The sequence below is a fragment of the Streptomyces sp. NPDC049627 genome, from assembly GCF_044465645.1.
Lineage (GTDB): Bacteria > Actinomycetota > Actinomycetes > Streptomycetales > Streptomycetaceae > Streptomyces.
Genome location: NZ_JBITLW010000011.1, coordinates 229,197 through 244,960, shown reverse-complemented (window position 1 = coordinate 244,960; position 15,764 = coordinate 229,197). Strand labels below are relative to the sequence as shown.

Here is a 15,764-nt window from a genome sequence, read left to right as displayed (position 1 = left end):
GTCGACGTCATGGACTCGCGCGCCGACAACCAGTTGATGTCACGGGCTCGCGTGCATGACGAGTCGATCTGACGGCCTGGGTGCACGACCAGTTGACGTCACGGGCTTGCGTTGACGGTCAATGGATGTGGTCGGCTCGCGCCGACGGTCAGTGGGCGTGGTGGGCACGCGTCGACGGTCAGTGGACGTGATGGGCACGCGCCGACAGCCAGTCGACGTCATGGACTCGCGCGCCGACAACCAGTTGATGTCACGGGCTCGCGTGCATGACGAGTCGATCTGACGGCCTGGGTGCACGACCAGTTGATGTCACGGGCTCGCGTGCATGACGAGTCGATCTGACGGCTTACGTGCACGACCTTCGACATCACGGGCGCGCGCCCGCCACCAGTCCACCTGACGGGCATGCGCGCACAGCCAGCCGACTTCACGGGCTCGCGCGCGCGACATACCGACCCCGCGCGCTCGCAGGAGCGGCCCACCGATCTCACGGGCGCGGGCGAACGACCAACTCCCCCGGGGGCCCGCCTGCGCAGAAACCGGATGCGCCGCACCCGGCCGCTCCGCATCATGATCTGTCATGCCACGACTCCCGCACCCCACCCCCCAAGACCTACGCCGAGACCCCCTGCCCCTGCGCGGCCGGACCGCCCTGGTGACCGGAGCCAGCAGACGCGCCGGCATCGGGCATGCTGTAGCCCGGCGGCTCGCCGCGTACGGGGCGAGCGTCTATCTGCACCACCATGTGCCGCACGACGCCGCCATGCCGTGGGGAGCCGACCGCCCCGAGGACGTCGTCGCCTCCGTGCACGAGGCACTCGGTGATCCCGGCGCCGAGGTGCTCTCCGGCCCGGGCGACCTCTCCGACCCGGCCGCGCCCGCCGAACTGATCGCCACGGCGGCCTCGGCACTCGGCGGACGGCTCGACATCCTGATCGCCAACCATGCCCTGAGCGGCTCCGACGGCACGCTCGACGAGATCGACGCCGCGAGACTCGACGCGCACTGGGCGGTCGACACCCGCTCGGTCCTGCTGCTCGTCCAGGCCCATGCCCGGCTGAGACCGGCCGGCCCCGGCGGTCGCGTCGTGATGATGACCTCCGGTCAGGACATGGCGGGCGGCATGCCCGGCGAGATCGCCTACGCCCTCCAGAAGGGCGCCCTCGCCTCGATCACCCGCTCCCTGTCCACCACGCTGGCCGGTCAGGGGATCACGGTGAACACCGTCAATCCCGGCCCCGTCGACACGGATTACCTGACCGGCGAGGCGTACGAGGCCGTGGCGGCCCGCTTCCCCGCCGGCCGGTGGGGCATGCCCGACGACCCGGCCCGCCTCATCGCGTGGCTGGCCACGGACGAGGCGGGCTGGATCACCGGTGAGGTCATCAACTCGGAGGGAGGATGGCGGCGTTGAGGTGACCGCCCCGCGCGTCAGAGCCGGGCGAGCTCGTCCACCAAGTCGTCCAGGCCAAGGGAGCCCTGGGACAGGGCCGCCATGTGCCAGGCCTTGAGGTCGAAGGCGTCGCCGTGCCGCTCGCGTGCCTTGTCGCGGCCCAGCAGCCAGGCCCGCTCGCCGAGCTTGTAGCCGATGGCCTGGCCCGGGATCGTCAGATACCGCGTCAGCTCGCTCTCCACGAAGTCCGCCGGACGGCTGCTGTGCGCGCCGAAGAACTCCTGGGCCAGTTCGGGCGTCCAGCGCTCGCCCGGATGGAAGGGGGAGTCGGTCGGAATCTCCAGCTCCAGGTGCATGCCGATGTCGACGATCACACGGGCGGCCCGCATCATCTGCGCGTCGAGGTAGCCGAGCCGCTGCTCCGGATCCGTGAGGAAACCGAGCTCGTCCATCAGCCGCTCCGCGTACAGCGCCCAGCCCTCCGCGTTGGCGCTGACCCCGCCGACGGTGGCCTGGTAGCGGGAGAGGTTCCCGGCGACGTACGTCCACTGCGCGAGCTGGAGGTGATGGCCCGGCACGCCCTCGTGGTACCAGGTCGAGACCAGGTCGTAGACCGGGAAGCGGGTCTGGCCCATCGTCGGCAGCCAGGTGCGGCCAGGACGCGAGAAGTCCTCCGACGGGGGCGTGTAGTACGGCGCCGCGGCACCGCCGGGCGGCGCGATGCAGGACTCCACCTTCCGTACCGGCTCGGCGAGTTCGAAGTGTGTGCCGTCCAGCTTCTCGATCGCCTCGTCCATCAGGCCCTGGAGCCAGGCACGGACCTCGTCGACGCCCTCGATGTGCCGGCCGTGCTCGTCGACGTGCGCCAGCGCCACCCACGGTGTCGCGGCGCCGGGCAGGATCTTCTCGGCTTCCTTATTCATCTCGCCGAGCAGCCGGTGGTACTCGGACCAGCCGTACGCGTACGCCTCGTCGAGGTCGAGGTCCGTGCCGTTGAAGTACCGCGCCCAGCGGGCGTAGCGCTCGCGGCCCACCGTGTTCGGCGCGCCCTCGATCGCGGGCGCGTACACGTCGCGCATCCAGTCGCGCAGCTCCACCACGGCGGCCGTCGCGCCGCGGGCGGCCTCGTCCAGCTCGGCGCGCAGCGACTCGGGGCCGGCCGATGCGAAGTCCTCGAACCAGCCGCGGCCCTCGCCCGTGTCGGACCACTCGGTGAGCTGGTCGATGAACGTGGCGGTCGGGCGCGGAGCCGCGTACAGCTTGCGCTCCAGCCCGAGGGAGAGCGACTCGCGGTAGCCCGCCAGTGCGGCCGGCACCGCGCGCAGTCGCTCCGCGATGGCCGCCCAGTCCTCGTCGGTCTGGTTGGGCGTGACCGTGAACACCTCGCGGACCGAGTGCGCGGGCACGCCCAGGTTGCCGACCCTGCGCAGGCCCTCGTCGGCCTCGTGCACGGCGAGCTCCGCCGTCAGCCGCTCGCGCAGCAGGCGCGCGCACCGGCGCTCGATGTCGCTGTCCGCGCCCGGCCGGCGCTCGGCCTCGTCGAGCCGCGCGAGGGTGGCGCGCTGCAGTTCCGCGAGCGCTTCCTGGCCCGCGGGCGAGAGGTCGGGGAGCTTGCTGGAACTCTCCTTCACGCCGAGGTACGTACCGGTGACCGGGTCGAGGGCGATGAGCTCGTCGACATACGCGTCGGCGACCTCACGGGGCAGCAGGCTCTTGGTCTCAGACATGCGGTCCATCCTCATACGAGGGCCGCGGTACGTCACTCCGATTGAGCTGAGGGCGAAGGCGGCAGCAGGGGGCCGCAGTCCCACTGCTGGAAGATCAACCGGGTCTCCACCCGGGCGACCTCCCGGCGGGCGGTGAACTCGTCCAGAACCAGGCGCTGAAGATCCGCCATGTCGGCCACCGCGACATGGACGAGGTAGTCGTCCGGGCCGGTGAGGTGGAAGACGCTCAGCGCCTCCGGCAGGGCCCGGATCCGTTCCACGAACGGCCCCACCAGCTCCCGTCGGTGCGGCCTGACCTGCACGGACAGCAGAGCTTGCAGACCGCGCCCGAGCTTGGCGGGATCAAGCTGAAGCCGGTGGCCGAGGATCACGCCGGAGCGGCGCAGCCGGGTCACCCGGTCCAGGCAGGTCGACGGTGCGACCCCGACCTGCGCGGCGAGATCGCGGTAGGTGGTCCGGGCGTCGTTCTGCAGAAGTCGCAGCAGCTGGAGATCCACCGGGTCCAGTACGACAGATTCGGCCATTGGCCGAACGTAGCACGGAGCACGGCCACTGCGGCCCGGTCACTGTTCACCCTTCGGTCATGGACACGCCCCTGGACACGCCCGCGTACGACGGCGTACGCCGCCCAGCACCCAGAGCACTGGCCACCGAGGCCGTGCACGCCGGCCGCGACGACCTGGCCCGGCAGGGCCTGCACGCCCCGCCGATCGACCTGTCCACCACCTACCCCTCGTACGACAGCCGCGCCGAGGCCGATCGCATCGACGCGTTCGCCGCGACCGGCGCGGAACCGGACGGCCCGCCCGTCTACGGGCGTCTCGGCAACCCGACCGTCGCCCGCTTCGAGACCGCCCTGGCCCGCCTGGAGGGCACCGAGGCCGCGGTCGCCTTCGCCAGCGGCATGGCGGCGCTGAGCGCGGTTCTCCTCGTGCGGGCCTCGATGGGCCTGCGCCACGTCGTCGCCGTACGTCCCCTCTACGGCTGCAGCGACCACCTGCTGACCGCCGGCCTGCTGGGCTCGGAGGTGACCTGGACCGATCCGGCCGGCATCGCCGAGGCCCTGCGGCCCGACACGGGCCTGGTGATGGTCGAGTCCCCGGCCAATCCCACCCTCGCCGAGGTGGACCTGCGGGCGGTGGCCCACGCCTGCGGCTCGGTCCCGCTGCTCGCCGACAACACCTTCGCCACGCCGGTGCTGCAGCGCCCCGCCGAACAGGGCGCACGGCTGGTGCTGCACAGCGCGACCAAGTACCTCGGCGGACACGGGGACGTGATGGCGGGCGTGGTGGCCTGCGACGAGGAGTTCGCGGGACGGTTGCGGCAGATACGGTTCGCCACGGGCGGCGTCCTGCACCCGCTCGCCGGCTACCTGCTGCTGCGCGGCCTGTCCACCCTGCCCGTGCGAGTCCGGGCCGCCTCCGCGACCGCCGCCGAGCTCGCCCGCCGTCTCGCCGCCGACCCGCGCGTCGCCCGCGTCCACTACCCGCGCATCGGCGGCGCGATGATCGCCTTCGAGGTCAACGGCGACCCGCACGAGGTCATCGCCGGCGTCCGGCTGATCACCCCCGCCGTGAGCCTCGGCAGCGTCGACACCCTCATCCAGCACCCGGCGTCCATCAGCCACCGTATCGTGGACGCGGACGACCGCCGGGGTGCGGGGGTGAGCGACCGGTTGCTGCGGATGTCAGTGGGCCTTGAGGATGTCGACGATCTGTGGACTGATCTGGACCAGGCACTAGGGGAACGCCGGCGCCCCCGAAGGGGCGCGGGGAACTGCGCGACCAGCCACAGCGAACCGGTAGTCGCCAATCGCGCCACAGCCCCTACGGCGCTTCGCTCGTAACCCCCAAGGCGCTCTCCGGCTCGATCAGGGGAGCAGCCAGCCGGGCCGTGATCACCAGGGTCCCCTCCTCGACCTGATAGTCGAGGGGGAGCCCCAGCCCGCGCATCGCGGCGACCATCCCGGTGTTGGACGACTGCGTCACGGCGTACACACTCTCGCAGCCCGCCTCGACCGCCATCCCCACCAGCCTGCGGAGCAACTCGCTGCCGACGCCCCGCCGCTGCCACGCGTCCTCCACGAGCAGCGCAACCTCCGTCTCGTCGCCGTCCCACAGCAGATGACCGAGGCCGACGACGCGCCCCGACGCGGTCTGCACGGCGAGCGTCCGCCCGAACCGCGGACTGAGCAGATGGTTGAGATAGCGGTCGGCATCGCCGACCGGCCCGTGGTACCGCATCCTGAGCGTCCCCGCCGAGCACCGCTCGTGCATCTCCTTCGCGGCCACCAGATCTCCGGTGTCCGCCCGCCGCACGGTGATGTCCTTGCCCTCGGGCAGCGTCAGCACGTCCTGGCTGCGCGGCACGCGCGAGCCGAGCCGGGCGTCCAGCTCCACCAGCGCCCGTGCCCGCGCGAACTCGGTCGGTGTGAACGGCAGATACGGCCGCTCCACCGTGATCACGCCACCTTCAGGCGCCCGCAGCCGCATCACGGTCTCCTCCAGAGCCCCTTCCACCGGTACCGGCTCCGGCCCCCGGCCGCCCCCGGCCGGCACGGCGGGCAGCGACCGGATCGTGCACCGGCCCAGCAACTGCCGCAGCGCCAGTGGCAGTTCCGCAGCGTCCAGGGCGGTACGGGTGGCGAGGCCGAGCACCCGGGTCGGCGCGTCCACCAGGTCATGGGCGTCGGCCCGCTCGATCCAGGTTCCGGCACCTCCGGCCACCGAGACCGCACGGGTGATCTCGGCCGCCGAGAGCCCGCCGGGTGTCCGCAGCAGGAACTCGTCCACCGTGCCCTCGGCCAGCGGATGCGTCTGGAGGCTCAGGATGTCCACCCGCAGCCCGGCGAGCGCCGTGCACAGCGCGGCCAGCGACCCCGGTTCGTCCTTCACCGTCGTCCGCATCCGCCACAGCGTGCTCTCCCCGGCCACGGGCGCGGCCGCCTCTCGCGTCCGGTCCGACGGCCCGGCCTGCTCCTGGGAGCGGTGCCGGGCACCGGTATCGCTCGTCGGCGGCGCGTGACCGTGGCGGCGTGCCCACCACGTGTGGAACCCCGCCGTGGCGGCCAGCGCAGCCGCCGACACCAGCAGCAGCGCCGGTCCGTCCGGTCCGTGGCCGATCAGGTTCGCCACGGCGTCGGCCACCGCCACCGCCGTGAAGAGCGCCGCCAGCTCGATGATGTCGCGCCGCCAGTGGTGTACAGGACGGCCGTGCTTCGCGCGCGTCACATCAGACATGTCTCGACTCATACAGCCACTGTGAAGGAAGGGTGTTGCGTGATCACGAACGCTTTGTGACCGGGCGGTAAAGAGCGCTTATGTCTGGTTTGCGATGGTAGTCGTCAGGCGGCCACCCCCTCTGCCAGTGCGCAGCGCAGCCGCCGGGCCTGGGTCACGAGCCGGGACGAGCCACGGCGGTCCGCCGTCCGCGCCAGGTGCGGCAGTTCCTCGCGCGTCCCTGTTCGCTCGGCGCACTCCGCGGCGACGGCCAGAAGATCTGCCGTGCCCCGTGCCGGTGCGGCTGTCCCGCCGGTGGCGAGGTCGGCGAGCAGGATGGGCAGAGTGTGCCGGAGGACGGCCCAGACGGTGGCGTGCGCCCCCGTGGCCGCCGCCGTTCGCGCCGACTCCACGAGCCGGGACGGCTTCACCGCCCCGCGCCGCACCAGCTGCCCGAGATCCGCACCCAGCCGGGCCGCGTCGAGCTGCCCGCGCGCCGCCAGGACCAGCAGGGCGTCCACGGCGGCGAGCCGGTCCTCCGAATGCCGTGCGGCCAGCCCGTACGCCACCGCCAGGTGTACGGCCTCGCCGGCCTCGCCGCCGGATTCGGCGAGGAGCGGGAGGATCGCCGCGGTACCCCGGGTGTCGTCCACGGCGACCGTCGACACGTCGTGCAGCAGCCTGAGCGCGACGAGTTCACGGCGTTCGGGCAGCAGGGCGATCCAGTGCGGCCGTATGCCGTCGTCCCAGTGGTAGCAGTGCCGGCGGTGACCGTGGAGGCTCACCGGCCGGCCGAGCGGCCGGAACTCCCGCGGAAAGTCGTCCTGCAGCTCCAGGAGTTCGCCGCACTCCAGCAGGATGCGCGGGCCGGCGGTCCGCCGCCTCGCGACAGGCAGGATCGGGCCGTCCGCGGTGAGCCACCTCGCCAGCCGTGTCCCTTCCTCCGTGCCGAGCCCGGCCGCCCGCAACGCGGCCGTCCTCGCCGCCGTACGGTCGTCGCGCCGCACCCGCAGCAGTGCCTGCGCGAAGTCGGCCGGCGAGACACGGGCACCGAGACGCCGGTACCCGTCGAGGCGCGTCACGAGCTCGTCCGGCTCCAGCAGACCGGTGCCCCATGTGGGAGTGGACAGCAGGAAGGGCAGCGGCTCCGTGCGCATCCGGTGGGCGACCTCCCGGACGCGGGCGTTGAACGCACGGGTCAGGGCGCCGTGTACGCACTCGGACTCCGACGCCCCGCGCTGCACCGCGGCGTGCAGAGTGTCCGTGGGTATCTTGCCGAGCAGCGTCGCGAGGATGAGTTCCAGACGGTGCGGCCGGCCGCTGAAGTGGTCGTTCAAGCGGTACTGCGAGCAGTCGGCGCTCATCCACCAAAGGCGGGCGACCACAGGGCCGAGTGCCTCCACCAACGCGTCCCTGTTCCGGTGGGCATGGCGCACCAACCCGTCCAGCGTGCGCTCGAACGTCGCCACGTCCGCGCCGGACGACAGCAACGCACCGACCTCCTCGGCGAGTTCGTTCACCGACTCCGGCGCGGGTGTCTGCCGCACCGGCTCGGGCGCGGGCGGCAGCACCTCCTCGTATGCCACCGGTACCGCGGGCGCAGGAGCCGCTCCCAGGCCCCGGACCGCCCGCGCGCGCAGCACGGGGATCAACTGATCGGCGGCCGACGCCAGTTCGTCCCGCACCTGAGCGCCCTGGACCTTGCCGACATGCCGTTCCACCAGCTTCAGCGCCCGCTCCTGCAGGTCCGAGTCGTCGTGCCCGAAGGCCTGGGCGGCGGCGGGCAGCAGGGCCTCGGCGGCCGACGCGTCGCGGGCGATCACCTTGCCCAGCAGGATCAGCTGGGCACGCACGAGCTTCTTCTCGGCGCGGAAGAGGACGGCGCCCGACACCTCGACCAGGTGCTGTGTCGTCAGTTCGCCGTCCAAGGCCAGCGACGACAGGACCGACTGGGCGTGACCCGCCACGGCGGACGGGGCGTCGGAGGCCAGTGCCATCCAGTCGGCCGTGTGCTCCCGCTGCTCGTCCCGCGTCAGCTCGAGCGCCTTCAACAGGCTCAGGAACACCCGGAGGTCGGGGGCGCGGCCACCCCGCAGAAGGCGGGCCACGCACGCGTCCACCGTCGTCGTCCGGTCGAGCAGGCCCTCGGCGGTGAGCCGAGCGAGGGCCTCCGCCCAACTGCCCGGTCCCTCACCGGTGATCCACCCCACCATGGCGCCGATGTCGTCCGTCTCGAAGAGCGCGGCCACCAGGCGCGTCAGCTGGGGTTCCTGACGGAGACGACCGAGTATGGTGTCCGAGCGCTGCCAACCGCCGCCGATGTGCTCCAGCCAGCCCCGCAGGTACGCGTCCGCTGTGGGCGCCGGGCAGCCGGAGAGCCGTACCAGACCGGCCATCAGCGCATAGGGAACCCGCGCGCTGATCGGCCGCTGTGCCAGTCGATGGGCCACATCGGCGAGCCAGTCGGTCTCCCGGTCGCTCAGAACATCGATCAGCACAACCGGTGACGCCCGCCACCAGCGCATCTCTGAGGCCGCGAGCCAGCTCGCCACCCCTGCCGCACCGGTCTGGCACGCCGCCCCGGCCACGTGCAGGGCGGGGTAGGCACGCCGGGACTCGTCGCTCCACTGGTCCGCCCGCAGCTGCTTGCGCAGCTCCTTCAGACCGGGAAAGTGCGCCCGTCGTTCGGCATCCGTCATCCCGTCGAGCAGGCTCACCACGTCAGCCGTGCGCCCTGCCCGTACCGCGTCCAGCAGTGAACTCATCCCACACCCCCGTCGACCCGCACCGTCTCCCGCTCCGCCACCGCGCCCCGCCGCACCATCCGCACCGCCAGCGCGTGCTTGCACGGACCGCGCCCGCCCCGGTACTTGGCCCACCACGGACAACTGCAGCTGAGCACGCCCGCCTTGTCCCGCACCCGGTGCACATGGCCGTCCTCGGCCGTCACCGTCCCGACGCCGCCGTCCAGCGTGACCGCGCCCGCCGCCACCAGCGCCCGGGCCGAGCGCAACCGCGGATTGTGCCGCTCCGCGCGCTCGGCGTCGTACGGCAGCTCGCGGTGGAAGTAGGCCGCCTCCGCGGTGTCGTACCCGACCCGGCCCGACGTGCCCAGGCGGATCAGCGCCACCCGTACGCGCTCGGGCGTGAGGCCCGAGGCGGCGGCCAGATCGGCGACGTCGATGCGGGGCTCCCACGCGAGGAGCACCGCGATCAGCTCCGCGTCCTCGGCGGCCTCGTCCGTGGCGAGCGCGTCGAGGACGCCGCCCTCCCCGGAGAAGCCGCGCGAGGCGTCCGGCGACAACGTCAGCGTCAGTCGCATGCCCGGCAGGACCGCCTCCCAGGCGCCGGCTGTGGCAGCCGCACCACCGGTGACCGCGGGGCCGTACACCCGCAGGGCCGTGGCATACCGCAGCACCCGCTGAAGCGCGACCAGCCGCTCCGGGCCGGGCAGACACACCGCGCCGGGCACCGCGCGCGTGGTCGGCCGCAACGTGCTTCCCGACGGCACCACCCACCTGGGGCCGCCCGTGGCACCGCGCGTCCCACCGCGCGGCAGCGCACGCAGGAACCGCACCGCCTCGGCGGCCGGCAGCTCGGCCCGCAGATCGAAGCCGGCCGCTGTCACCTGCGCCTCCGCGAAGCCCCGCAGCCAGCGGTCCGGCAGCGGCACCTTCTTCTCCACGACCGGGCCGTCCAGCGTGGTCACGGCCAGCTCCTCGGGGCCCACCCGCAGATGCAGCGGATCGTCCGCGCCGATCCTGGACAGGGCCTCGCGCAGCGGGTTGTTGACGTCGACGTTGGTCGTGCCGTGCCCCACCTCGCCCCCGTCGAGGCCGGACTCCAGCACGTCCAGCCGGGCGTACACCCCGCCGCAGCCGGAGAAGGACTCGAAGCGCAGCCGGTCGCCGTTGCCCGTCACCACCGGGTCGAGGGAGGCGCGCAGCTGCCGCTGGTAGTACCGCGCGGCCGCCACGTCGGCCACCGCGAGCAGCCCGGCGGAGGCCACCTGAGGAGACGTCAGGAACCCTGCGAAGAACCGCGGATGGTCCTCGACGCCCGAGGGCGTCGCACCCCGTGAGGTCTCGAGTCCCAGGCGCTGTCCGTCCGCCGCGGACTCCAGCACGGAGGGTCGGCAATAGGCCACGGCCTGCAAAGATCGCGTCATGGAAAAACCGTAGAGGCGACCACTGACAATCTGCTCCGACCTGCGAAAAGGCGCTCCAGCAAGGGGCGTTCGCCGGGTTGGCGGGCGGAACGACCGTGCCGCGCACCCGGGGATGACACGGGTGCGCGGCACGGTCTCAGGTTACGCGAGTCACTGGCCGACCCGGCCCGGCTGCAGGACCTGCGTGAACAGCACGGTGCCGTCCGACTCGCGCAGGCGCACCGTCAGCTCACCGCTGTCGCCGTCGATGTCGACCTCGCCGAAGAACTGGTAGCCGCCGGCCGGCGAGACGTTCGCGGTCGTCGGCGCCTTGATGAACACCCGCTCCGGGCCGAAGGTGTTGTCCAGCGTGTTCGCCGGGAACGCGCCCGCGTTGAGCGGGCCGGAGACGAACTCCCAGAACGGCTCGAAGTCGGTGAAAGCCGCCCGTGACGGCTGGTAGTGCTGGGCGGAGGTGTAGTGCACGTCGGCGGTCAGCCACACCGTGCCGGTGATCCCGCGGTGCTTGATGAACCGCAGCAGCTCGGCGATCTGCAGCTCCCGCCCCAGCGGCGCACCCGGGTCGCCCTGCGCGACGGCCTCGAAGTTCGGCTTGCCGTCCGTGCCGTCCGGCACCACCAGGCCGAGCGGCATGTCCGAGGCGATCACCTTCCACACCGCCCGGGAGCGGGCCAGTTCGCGCTTGAGCCAGTTCAGCTGCTCGGCGCCGAGGATGCCCTGCGCGTCGGTGGGCTGGTTGTCCGTCGAGTTGGCGTTGCGGTAGGTGCGCATGTCCAGCACGAACACGTCGAGAAGCGGCCCGTGGTTGACCACCCGGTACACCCGGCCGTCGGGGCGGCGCAGGGTCGATACCGGGAAGTACTCCGAGAACGCCTGCCGGGCGCGCGCGGCCAGGACGTCGACGTTCTTCTCCGTGTAGCGGGAGTCGCCGAGGATCTCGCCGGGGAACCAGTTGTTGGTCACCTCGTGGTCGTCCCACTGGATGATGGAGGGGACCTGGGCGTTGAACCGCTTGAGGTTGTCGTCGAGCAGGTTGTAGCGGAAGTTGCCTCGGAACTCGGTCAGCGTCTCGGCGACCTTGGACTTCTCCTCGGTGGTGATGTTCCGCCAGGTGCTGCCGTCGGGCAGGGTCACGGAGGCCGAGATCGGGCCGTCGGCGTAGATGTTGTCGCCGCTGCAGAGAAAGAAGTCCGGGTCCAGCGCGGCCATCGCGTTGTAGATGCGGTAGCCGCCGAAGTCCGGGTTGATGCCCCAGCCCTGCCCGGCCAGGTCGCCCGACCAGACGAAGCGCACCCCGTCGCGCCGCCGCGCGGAGGCCGTACGGAACGTACCGGTGACCGGCTCGCCGGTGCGGCGCGGGTCGTCCGGGTCGGCGAGCAGCACGCGGTAGTGGATCTGCTCACCGGACGGCAGGCCGCGCAACCGGGTCGTGCCGGTGAAGTCCGTGTCCGCGTCGAGCAGTGGGCCGTGCCATCTGCGCGCGCCCCGGAACGATTCGGTCGCCGACGTCTCGACGACCATCCGGGCCGGACGGTCCGACCGCACCCACACCAGCCCGGAGTCGCAGGTCACGTCCCCTGTCTGCACACCCCAGCCCGCCCTGGGGCGCCCCGACAGGGCGAAGGCCGGTGCCGAGCCGAGGGCGGTGGGCAGGGTCAGGGCCGCCGACGCGGCGAGTGAGCCGCGCAGGACGCTGCGGCGGCCCGGGAACGGACGGTGTGACATGGAGGCCTCCTGAGGCGGGATCCGGCCAGTGTGCAGTGCCACAACTACTGGTGCGCCGCAGCGCACACGGAAACCACAAGTGAACAACTGACGCACCCGCAGGGGAACCGGCGGATCACGCGGGGGACGGGCGGACGCACGGTTCCGGTCACCTCACCGTCAGGCCCGACGTGCGGCGACCGCCTCGGCCATCAGCCGTACGCCCGCACGGATCCGCGTGGGCGACAGATGCGCGTAACCGAGGACCAGCCGCACACCCGGCTGCTCCCTGCCCCGGGCACGCGCGTGCGTGTAGTCCGTCAGGGGGCGCACCGCCACCCCGGCCGCGCTCACGCGCGTGAGGAACCGCTCCTGGGGTCCGTACCGTTCCGGCAGCGCGGCGATGACATGCAGCCCAGCGGCGATTCCGGTCACCTCGGCGCCCGGGAAATGCTCCTCCAGCGCGGCAACGAGGGCGTCGCGCCGCTCCCGGTACGCACGCTGGCAGCGGCGCAGCTGCCGGTCGTAGTCGCCGCGCTCCAGGAACCGGGCGAACAGCGCCTGATCCAGGGTCGGATGACCGAGATCCATGGTCCGCTTGCGCTCGACGACCTCCTCGGCCAGTGCCTCCGGCACGAGCAGCCAGCCGAGCCGCAGCCCCGGAGCGAGGGACTTGCTGACCGACCCCGCGTAGGCGACGCGCTCAGGGTCGAGCCCCTGCAGCGCACCGACGGGGGCACGGTCGTACCGGAAGTCGCCGTCGTAGTCGTCCTCCAGGACGAACCCGTCGACGGAGCGCGCCCAGTCGAGCAGTTCGGTACGGCGTCGGGCGGAGTAGGCGATGCCGGTGGGGAACTGGTGGGCGGGCGTCGTGACCACGGACCGTACGCCCGACTCCCGCAGCGGGCCGACGGCGAGCCCCTCGTCGTCCATGGGCAGCGGCACGGTGGAGACGCCGGCGGCGGCGTAGAGCGCGTCGTGCTGGGGGCTCCCGGGGTTCTCGACACCGACTGCGCGCATCCCGCGCGCGTGCAGGACGAAACCGAGCACCGTCGTCGCCTGCGACACCCCGGACACGACCACGATGCGCTCGGGGTCCGCGACCACGCCCCGGCGGCGAGCGAGCAGCTCCGCGAGCGCCGTACGCAGCCGGGGCAGCCCGCGCGGATCGGGATAGCCGAGTTCGTGGTGGGGCAGCTCGGCCAGCACCCCGCGTTGCGCCGCCGCCCATGCGGCACGCGGGAAGAGCGACACGTCCGGCGTCCCCGGTACGAAGTCGGCGCGGGCGTCGGTGGAGCGCGGAGCGAGGTCACGCGCGCGTGGCCGGGCGGCCCGTACGGCACCGCCCACCCAGGTCCCGGCACCCCGGCCGCTGCGCAGATAGCCCTCCGCGGTCAGCTGCTCGTACGCCTCGGTGATCAACCCGCGCGACACGCCGAGGTCGGCGGCGAGATCCCGGCTCGACGGCAGCCGGGTACCCGGCGCCAGCCGCCCCGACCGCACGGCCTCACGCAGCGCGGCCTGCAGCGAACGTCCACGCGCGCGTGCCGGCGCGGACGCGGCCGGCAGCAGCAACTCCCAGGCGGGGGTGGCGCCGTGCGGCTCGGGGAGCTGCGTCCTCCCGGCGGGATTGGTCTCCGATGGCGTCATGAAAATGGACCTTAATCCGGACCGCCGCGCTTCCTAGCGTCGCTGCCATGAACGCCACCACCTTGCGCGGTGCCCTCCTCGCCGGGCTCGCCTGCGTCCTCGTCGGAGGGTCCTTCACCGCCAACAGCCTGCTCGGCGACTACCCGTACGCCGGCGGCCAGTTCCTGCGCTACGGCCTCGCCTGTCTGCTGCTCGTCCCTCTGGCCGGGCGGGGCGCCGTCGCCCGGCTGCGCGGGCTCGCCGCCCGTCAGTGGGCCCGTCTCGCGGTGCTCGCGGCCGTCGGCATGGTCGGCTTCAACCTGGCCGTCATCGCCGCCGAGCGCACCGCCGAACCGGCGGTTCCCGGGGTCTTCGTCGGCTGCGCGCCCGTGGTCGTGGCCGTCGTCGTGCCCTTGCTGGACGGGCGTCGGCCCCAACGCGCCGTTCTCTACGGCGCGTTGCTCGTGGCGATGGGTGCGTCCACGGTCCAGGGCTGGGGCCGTACGGACGCCGTCGGCATCGCCTTCTCCGCGTGCGCACTGGTCGGCGAGGTCGGCTTCGCGGTCCTCGCCGTTCCCGTGCTGCGGCCCCTGGGCCCGCGGCTGCTGTCCGCCACGGTGAGCGGGATCGCCGCAGTCGAGTCCGCGGCGGCCGGGCTGTTCCTGGACGGCGCCGCGTGGCTGCGACGGCCGGACGCCACGGAGACCGGGGCCCTCCTGTGGCAGGCGGTGGTCGTGACCGTCGTCGGCTTCGTGTGCTGGTACATGGGCATGCAGCGGATCGGCGCCGAGCGCGCCACGCTCTTCTCCGGCCTCATCCCGGTCGCCGCCGCCTGCACCGCCCCGCTCGTGGGAACCGGCTCCTACGGCGCCGTCCAGGCCCTGGGCAGCACCCTGGTCGGCGCCGGAGTGGCCCTGGGCTCCGGCGTGTTGGCGCGTGCCCCGAGGGTGTCAGCGGCTGCCGTCGAGGATGACGCGGGCGACCAGGGCCGGGTCGTCGTTCATGGGGCAGTGGCCGCAGCCGGGCAGCCTGACGAGGCGCGCCCGGGGAATGATCTGCTTGGCGCGCACCCCTTGGCGGCGCACGAGCAGCCGGTCCCGGGTGCCCCACGCCACGGTGACCGGGATCCCGGGAATGTCGTCGGCGAACCGGACGGTCCGTCCGGCCCGGAGGGTCTGGTCGAATCCCGTGGCTCCCGCCAGCGCGAGCGTCTCGGCGACCACGGCCTCGGGTGAGCGCCGGGCCGGCCGGGCGTAGATCGTGCTCGTCAGGGCCGTGCGGCCGGCCGCCGACCTGGACAGCTGCTCCACCAGCGGCAGCGGCAGCCGCCGGGAGATGTGCCGCATCGCGAGCAGCACACCGAAGGCGTAGCGCCGCTCGGCCTCGGACCAGAAGCCGGCGGGGGAGAGGGCGGTGACGGACCGCACGAGCTGCTCGCGGCCCAGTTCCAGGGCGATGAGGCCGCCCAGCGAGTTGCCCACGACATGCGGCCGGTCGAGCTCCATGGCCGCACAGAACGCACCGAACACGGCTGTCGTCGTGGCCAGGTCGTAGGCGAGGTCCTCCGGAAGGCCCGGAGACGTCCCGAAGCCGGGTAGATCCACGGAGATCACATCGCGTTCGGTCGCGAGGATGTCCACCACCGGGTCCCAGACCTGCCGGTGGTGACCGATGCCGTGCAGCAGGAGCAGCGGTTCGCCGTGCCCCACGCGCGCGTAGTGGACGGTCACGCTCTGCGGGCCGCGGGGAGAGGGGACCTTGAAGGAGACGGAGGCGGACATGGGGTGCTCCTCGGGTGGGACACGCTGACGGACGGCCGTAGACAGCTTGTCAGCAATTGCTACTGACGGGTAGACCCCGACGGCCGCCGACCCCGGAGCCGGCGTGTCCCTCGACCCACGCCGGGCACCCCCGGATTGACACGA

The 15,764-nt window shown here is 72.8% G+C and carries 10 protein-coding genes and 1 pseudogene; 3 read left to right on the top strand and 8 right to left on the bottom strand.

Annotation, left to right across the window (positions count from 1 at the left end; genetic code table 11):
* Positions 1 to 580: 580 nt before the first annotated feature.
* Complete coding sequence (locus tag ACIBU0_RS29355; RefSeq protein ID WP_398824367.1) at positions 581 to 1,414, top strand: SDR family oxidoreductase; 834 nt, start codon at positions 581 to 583, stop codon at positions 1,412 to 1,414.
* 17 nt (positions 1,415 to 1,431) lie between these two features.
* On the opposite strand, the gene ACIBU0_RS29350 is transcribed toward ACIBU0_RS29355, so the two are convergent.
* Both ACIBU0_RS29350 and ACIBU0_RS29345 read right to left on the bottom strand, forming a co-directional pair.
* On the bottom strand, positions 1,432 to 3,120 hold the full coding sequence (locus tag ACIBU0_RS29350) for a DUF885 domain-containing protein (RefSeq protein WP_398824365.1): 1,689 nt from the start codon (positions 3,118 to 3,120) through the stop codon (positions 1,432 to 1,434).
* A gap of 32 nt (positions 3,121 to 3,152) precedes the next feature.
* Entirely contained in the window at positions 3,153 to 3,644 is a 492-nt protein-coding gene (locus ACIBU0_RS29345; RefSeq protein WP_398824363.1) for an Lrp/AsnC family transcriptional regulator, read from the bottom strand.
* A gap of 59 nt (positions 3,645 to 3,703) precedes the next feature.
* Here ACIBU0_RS29345 and ACIBU0_RS29340 point away from each other — a divergent pair, with 59 nt between their 5' ends.
* The gene (locus ACIBU0_RS29340) at positions 3,704 to 4,966 is read left to right on the top strand and encodes a trans-sulfuration enzyme family protein (protein ID WP_398824361.1); all 1,263 of its coding nucleotides are present in this window, start codon (positions 3,704 to 3,706) and stop codon (positions 4,964 to 4,966) included.
* On the opposite strand, the gene ACIBU0_RS29335 is transcribed toward ACIBU0_RS29340, so the two are convergent.
* The 5 genes from ACIBU0_RS29335 to ACIBU0_RS29315 all read right to left on the bottom strand — a co-directional run bounded on the left by ACIBU0_RS29335 (position 4,947) and on the right by ACIBU0_RS29315 (position 13,860).
* The gene (locus ACIBU0_RS29335) at positions 4,947 to 6,359 is read right to left on the bottom strand and encodes a GNAT family N-acetyltransferase (RefSeq protein ID WP_398824359.1); all 1,413 of its coding nucleotides are present in this window, start codon (positions 6,357 to 6,359) and stop codon (positions 4,947 to 4,949) included. The genes ACIBU0_RS29340 and ACIBU0_RS29335 overlap by 20 nt on opposite strands.
* A gap of 104 nt (positions 6,360 to 6,463) precedes the next feature.
* Positions 6,464 to 9,103, bottom strand: a complete 2,640-nt coding sequence (locus ACIBU0_RS29330; protein WP_398824357.1) for a DUF6493 family protein — start codon at positions 9,101 to 9,103, stop codon at positions 6,464 to 6,466.
* A complete protein-coding gene (locus ACIBU0_RS29325; protein WP_398824355.1) occupies positions 9,100 to 10,506 on the bottom strand; it encodes an SWIM zinc finger domain-containing protein in 1,407 nt (468 codons plus the stop codon). Before ACIBU0_RS29325 ends, ACIBU0_RS29330 begins: the two co-directional genes overlap by 4 nt.
* 150 nt (positions 10,507 to 10,656) lie before the next feature.
* A complete protein-coding gene (locus ACIBU0_RS29320; RefSeq protein WP_398824353.1) occupies positions 10,657 to 12,231 on the bottom strand; it encodes an alkaline phosphatase D family protein in 1,575 nt (524 codons plus the stop codon).
* Between the two features lie 159 nt (positions 12,232 to 12,390).
* On the bottom strand, positions 12,391 to 13,860 hold the full coding sequence (locus ACIBU0_RS29315) for a PLP-dependent aminotransferase family protein (protein WP_398824351.1): 1,470 nt from the start codon (positions 13,858 to 13,860) through the stop codon (positions 12,391 to 12,393).
* A 47-nt stretch (positions 13,861 to 13,907) separates the two neighbouring features.
* Between ACIBU0_RS29315 and ACIBU0_RS29310 the strand changes: the two are divergent.
* Positions 13,908 to 14,744, top strand: a pseudogene (locus ACIBU0_RS29310) (EamA family transporter); the annotation flags it as partial.
* 45 nt (positions 14,745 to 14,789) lie between these two features.
* Here the strand turns inward: ACIBU0_RS29310 and ACIBU0_RS29305 are convergent.
* Positions 14,790 to 15,620 (bottom strand): alpha/beta fold hydrolase, encoded by an 831-nt coding sequence (locus ACIBU0_RS29305; protein ID WP_398824349.1) that lies wholly within the window; start codon positions 15,618 to 15,620, stop codon positions 14,790 to 14,792.
* Positions 15,621 to 15,764 lie beyond the last annotated feature (144 nt).

Excerpts from the sequence above, each read along its gene's own strand:
- ACIBU0_RS29305 (WP_398824349.1), bottom strand. The coding sequence starts at position 15,620 with ATGTCCGCCTCCGTCTCCTTCAAGGTCCCCTCTCCCCGCGGCCCGCAG.
- ACIBU0_RS29350 (WP_398824365.1), bottom strand. The coding sequence starts at position 3,120 with ATGTCTGAGACCAAGAGCCTGCTGCCCCGTGAGGTCGCCGACGCGTAT.
- ACIBU0_RS29340 (WP_398824361.1), top strand. The coding sequence starts at position 3,704 with ATGGACACGCCCCTGGACACGCCCGCGTACGACGGCGTACGCCGCCCA.
- ACIBU0_RS29315 (WP_398824351.1), bottom strand. The coding sequence starts at position 13,860 with ATGACGCCATCGGAGACCAATCCCGCCGGGAGGACGCAGCTCCCCGAG.
- ACIBU0_RS29320 (WP_398824353.1), bottom strand. The coding sequence starts at position 12,231 with ATGTCACACCGTCCGTTCCCGGGCCGCCGCAGCGTCCTGCGCGGCTCA.
- ACIBU0_RS29325 (WP_398824355.1), bottom strand. The coding sequence starts at position 10,506 with ATGACGCGATCTTTGCAGGCCGTGGCCTATTGCCGACCCTCCGTGCTG.
- ACIBU0_RS29330 (WP_398824357.1), bottom strand. The coding sequence starts at position 9,103 with ATGAGTTCACTGCTGGACGCGGTACGGGCAGGGCGCACGGCTGACGTG.
- ACIBU0_RS29345 (WP_398824363.1), bottom strand. The coding sequence starts at position 3,644 with ATGGCCGAATCTGTCGTACTGGACCCGGTGGATCTCCAGCTGCTGCGA.
- ACIBU0_RS29335 (WP_398824359.1), bottom strand. The coding sequence starts at position 6,359 with ATGTCTGATGTGACGCGCGCGAAGCACGGCCGTCCTGTACACCACTGG.
- ACIBU0_RS29355 (WP_398824367.1), top strand. The coding sequence starts at position 581 with ATGCCACGACTCCCGCACCCCACCCCCCAAGACCTACGCCGAGACCCC.